Below are 4,223 nucleotides of genomic sequence, written 5' to 3' on the forward strand. Positions count from 1 at the left end.
TGATAATGAATCATCATCGGATCCACCATCAATAATAATATATTCTAAGTTTGGATAATTTTGAGAAAGTACCGACTCGATACATTGTCGAAGAAAAGGGCCTTGGTTAAATGAAGGGGTCACCACAGAAATTTTTGGCAGATTATTTTCTTGCTTCATTTTTATCCTTAAAAACTGATTGGGTTATCCTCACTTAACTTATATCCTGTAATTTAATTAGTTCCAAAAGAGTAGCTATCCCATCATTTAGAATTTTTTTATTACAACAAAAAATATATTGGTATCAACTTAAGAAATTATTTAAAGTAGCCTGGTTACTTGCAACCACGAGCACTATCTATCATCAATCCAGGCTGCACTAGTCAGGCTACATGTGTTAGTTGACACCATTACATGAAATATCTCATTTATATAGGACTAACTTTTAAATTAGAAATAGTATAAGCCGCAAGTCTAGAATCGGTTTCGCTTAAAGGCATTGCCGCTCCATTAGTCACAATGGTCAGTTTAGTCAGTGATGCAGGAGGAATATCAAGTACTTTGTCATAAACGGATCGTTCTCCGTTTTTTGCATCAAACACAATTTTATTGGGTTTATGATTCTCCCACAAATAAATTGTTAATTGTTGATCTCCATGTGTACCATACTCAAAAAACAATCTGGTTTTCTTCATTTTTGAAGAAGCATCGGAGGGTTCTAGTTGGAAAATAATCTCATCCTTAACCCAATACCACCGATTCTCGCCACTCTTCTCTTCGGGATATAGATTGCTGACATTAATAATTTTTATCTCGGCTCGAGATACATTATGCAAACGCGCATCTTCTGAAGAGACCTTAATTGTATTAGAAGATTCACTAATTTTATTGGAAGATTCATTAATCGTTTTACTATCAGGGATCTTTTGCATACTCTGCACTAAATCAGCTCCAATCTTCTGTGCAGTTCCTGGATATTTCAGAGCATAAAAACTCGTCACTCCCACGATGATACCTAAAAAAAATCCCAAAAAAAAATCCCTCTTTTTCATAATTAATCCTTATAATTCCTATACTTTATAAAGCATTTTCGCTTGCTCAAGATATCACATTCATCATAAAGAGAACAATATTTAAAAAGCAGTTTATCTCTTGCGCGCTCCCCATACTCAAGTTATCCAGGTATCTTGTTCGGAGAAAAAATTTGTATCCTGAAGTAAGAATGCAAGTTCTCGACCTGCCGCATCGGTAAAGGACTCAGTAAATTGTATATAAATTCGTTTGTTATCTACTAACTCATTGGGAATAGATACTTGTTGGTACTGATGCGCAGTAAATTGAAACTGACCTACTCTTTTTTTACCCGCCATGATAAGCATAGTTGAATCCATTGGTGTAAGTCCACCGATGTAGAGAATTTCTCCAACGGCTCTCTTCTTCAAGTTACACGAGAATTCTTTTGATAGCCAATTATCCGAAAAAAAACCACGAATCTTAGATTTTGAAATAGTTTTATTGATATAAAGAATTTTCTTGAGAGAAGATTTTCCAAATTCTTTAATTTTTTTAATGAGATTTGAAAAATTCTGATTCTGACGTGACCAATGGTAATGTATCTTGCTCACAGGAAGATGTAGGCCTTTAATAGATAATAAGCGAGCTATTTTGTTGATTGTATTTTTTTTCTCATAAATCAAGTGGTGCCAGTATCCCTGGTAATAATTGAGATGTGTATAACCAATATGATGTTTGCATATGCTAAATATTTCTTGATAGATTTTACCACGCCCTGAAAGCGTCTTAGTTTCTGGATATAAGCGTGAACAGGAAAGTTTTTCATGCAAAAACTGGATATCCATTCTGGCTTTTGCGATACGTAACCAGTAATCATAATCCATAACAAAATGGAGTTGCTCATCAAAAAATCCAATTTTTTCTACTACGCGACGTCTCCAAAAAGCAGAGGGCTGACATATCATACAGTCTTTAGCTAATCTATTAAATGAATACTCATCTGTCCTATAAGTACCAATGATATTATCCTGCTCATCAATATAATCGGCCTGACCATAGACCATATCACAGTGCGGATCATTCAGGAAAAAATCAACAACTTTCTGAATGGCACCAGGGGTTAACACATCATCCGAGTTCAAATAAGCAAGAATTTCTCCTTTTGCCCTCTTAATACCTTTATTAATGGCATGAGTTTGTCCGTTGTCTGGCTCTGAAATCCAAAAAAAACGGTCGGTATAAGAACTAAGAATATTTACAGAATCATCGGTAGAGCCACCATCAATCACAATATATTCGATATGAGGATAGTTTTGGCTAAGTACACTATCAATGGTACGTTTGAGAAATCTTCCTTGATTAAAAGAAGGAGTTACGATAGAGACTAAGGGCAAGTTTTTTGATGTCGATTCTTCATAGACTACTTTTTGTCTGGCCTTCTCTGCAACGCGAGCACACGCAGCAAATAAATTATGTGCCGATCGCTCCCAAGAATATGCATTTAATCTTACCTTACCACGTTGAACTAGTGTTTCACGCAACGCATTATTTTGCAGGATCTCGTTCATGGCATCAGCCATTGCTGAGATATCTAAAGGAGAACACGTAATCACAGCATCCCCCCCTACTTCAGGAAGACTGGTTGTATTACTGCATAAAACGGGGGTATCTGTATTAAAAGCCTCTAATAAAGGGATCCCAAAGCCTTCGTAGAGTGTGAAAAAAACCAAAGCTTGCGCGCGCTCCATAAGTATTCGAGAAAATTCAGGCCGAATAAAGCCTAGATGTACAACAGGTAAATCCTTGTTGTTTTTATGAAGCTCTTTCCACCCTTTTCTATTCCCTGTTAAAACAAGGGACACAGTTAAATCACGATTACTTTTTAAAAGGAGACGAAAAGCTTGCAGCAATCTAAGATGATTTTTATGTTTCCAAATATTTGCTGGAAAGAGGAAAAATGGAGTTTTAGGAATCAACGCTTTTTCTTGCTCAGTCAAACAATCTTCAGTTGTTGTTAGGCTGTGGACTTTTTGTAAAGAAGGTTCCATAAGAAAAATATCGTTGCATTTTGTTTCAGAAAAATCATAAAGAGATTTTTTTGCAAATTCTGATATAGTGCCGATGGCCCCTGCGTGAGTCAATGCTTTTGAAAATGCTGTTCTTCTGGATCGAAGTGCCTGTTTGGAGAAAAACTCAGGATAGACTTCGTGTTGTATATCAGGAATTAAGAAAATTTGCTTGTTTAATGGGAACTGTAACGTATCTTCCATAGGATAAGTACGGAAAAGAACATCGAGATTATTTTCAGTCGCAATTCGATCCAAATCCGAGAAAAATGTTGCACTCGATAAAGTAAAAAAGCGAATGTTTTCTGAGTGAGACTCAAGCATGGCTCTATTAAAAGGAGTACAAAATACTAAAAATTGATGTTCTGGATAAAGGACAAACATCGACTCACAAACCCCTTTCACGAGCTGAGAAATACCCCCAGAAGCACCAATGACTAATTGACGAAGTTCAATTCCTATAATCATAACGTAATTCCATGTATTTATTTTTGAGAAAAGTTACCAATGATGTTCTTCGTGGAAAACCATCTTTGTTTGCATTAAATTGTGCCATTAACCGTCCTGTCCTTTTCCAAAGTTTAATAATGTCTTTTTGATACCATCCAGGAAAAATCTCTTCGTTATTTTTTGCAAATTTATGTAAGGTATCAAGCAGATAACATAGAACACCGGGAGTCATTTCTAATCCAGAATGTTGCCTTGAGATACGTCGAAGTTCTTCGATGCGTTTGAATGAACCTGTTGAGGTTTTAGTGGTGTTATATTCTCGATTTGCAGACAAAACACCATGGATAGGATGAGGAGCACCCAATGTGGAAAGACGCATCCACAGATCAAAATCCATTCCATACTCTAATTCCACATTAAGATATCCTATTTGTTCTAAACAATGCCGATTCATGAATGTTGAAGGTTGCAAAATATAGTTCAAACCCATAACTAATGCAGGACGGTCAAATTTTAAACTGTTTTTGGGAAAGAAATGAGACCGTACCTCTCCTGTTTTAGAAACTCGAAATCCATCTCCGAAAAAAAAAGGGGCGTGTGGATTGATTTGATACGCGTTGATCACGTTTGCAAACGCACCAGGGAGATAATAATCATCAGAATTAAGCCAGGCAACCAACTCTCCAGATGCTTTCATGAATCCTTTATTTATTG

Annotated in this window: 4 protein-coding genes; all 4 read right to left on the reverse strand. The window is 36.2% G+C overall.

The features are described 5' to 3' along the window. Positions 1-159, reverse strand: a 159-nt coding sequence (locus tag Lani_RS12130) for a glycosyltransferase (protein ID WP_156415160.1), incomplete at its 3' end; no start/stop codon positions are given. A gap of 248 nt (positions 160-407) precedes the next feature. After that, positions 408-1,031 (reverse strand): hypothetical protein, encoded by a 624-nt coding sequence (locus tag Lani_RS12135; RefSeq protein WP_019233254.1) that lies wholly within the window; start codon positions 1,029-1,031, stop codon positions 408-410. Positions 1,032-1,148: 117 nt separating this feature from the next. Then, complete coding sequence (locus tag Lani_RS12140) at positions 1,149-3,527, reverse strand: glycosyltransferase (protein WP_019233255.1); 2,379 nt, start codon at positions 3,525-3,527, stop codon at positions 1,149-1,151. Next, positions 3,511-4,223: glycosyltransferase family protein (locus Lani_RS12145; RefSeq protein WP_476630059.1), on the reverse strand; the 713-nt coding region annotated here is incomplete at its 5' end. The genes Lani_RS12140 and Lani_RS12145, both read right to left, overlap by 17 nt.

This window comes from Legionella anisa (assembly GCF_001467525.1).
Classification (GTDB): Bacteria; Pseudomonadota; Gammaproteobacteria; order Legionellales; family Legionellaceae; genus Legionella; species Legionella anisa.

Coding starts and splice junctions, on each gene's coding strand:
- Lani_RS12135 (WP_019233254.1), bottom strand. CDS start 1,031: ATGAAAAAGAGGGATTTTTTTTTGGGATTTTTTTTAGGTATCATCGTG.
- Lani_RS12140 (WP_019233255.1), bottom strand. CDS start 3,527: ATGATTATAGGAATTGAACTTCGTCAATTAGTCATTGGTGCTTCTGGG.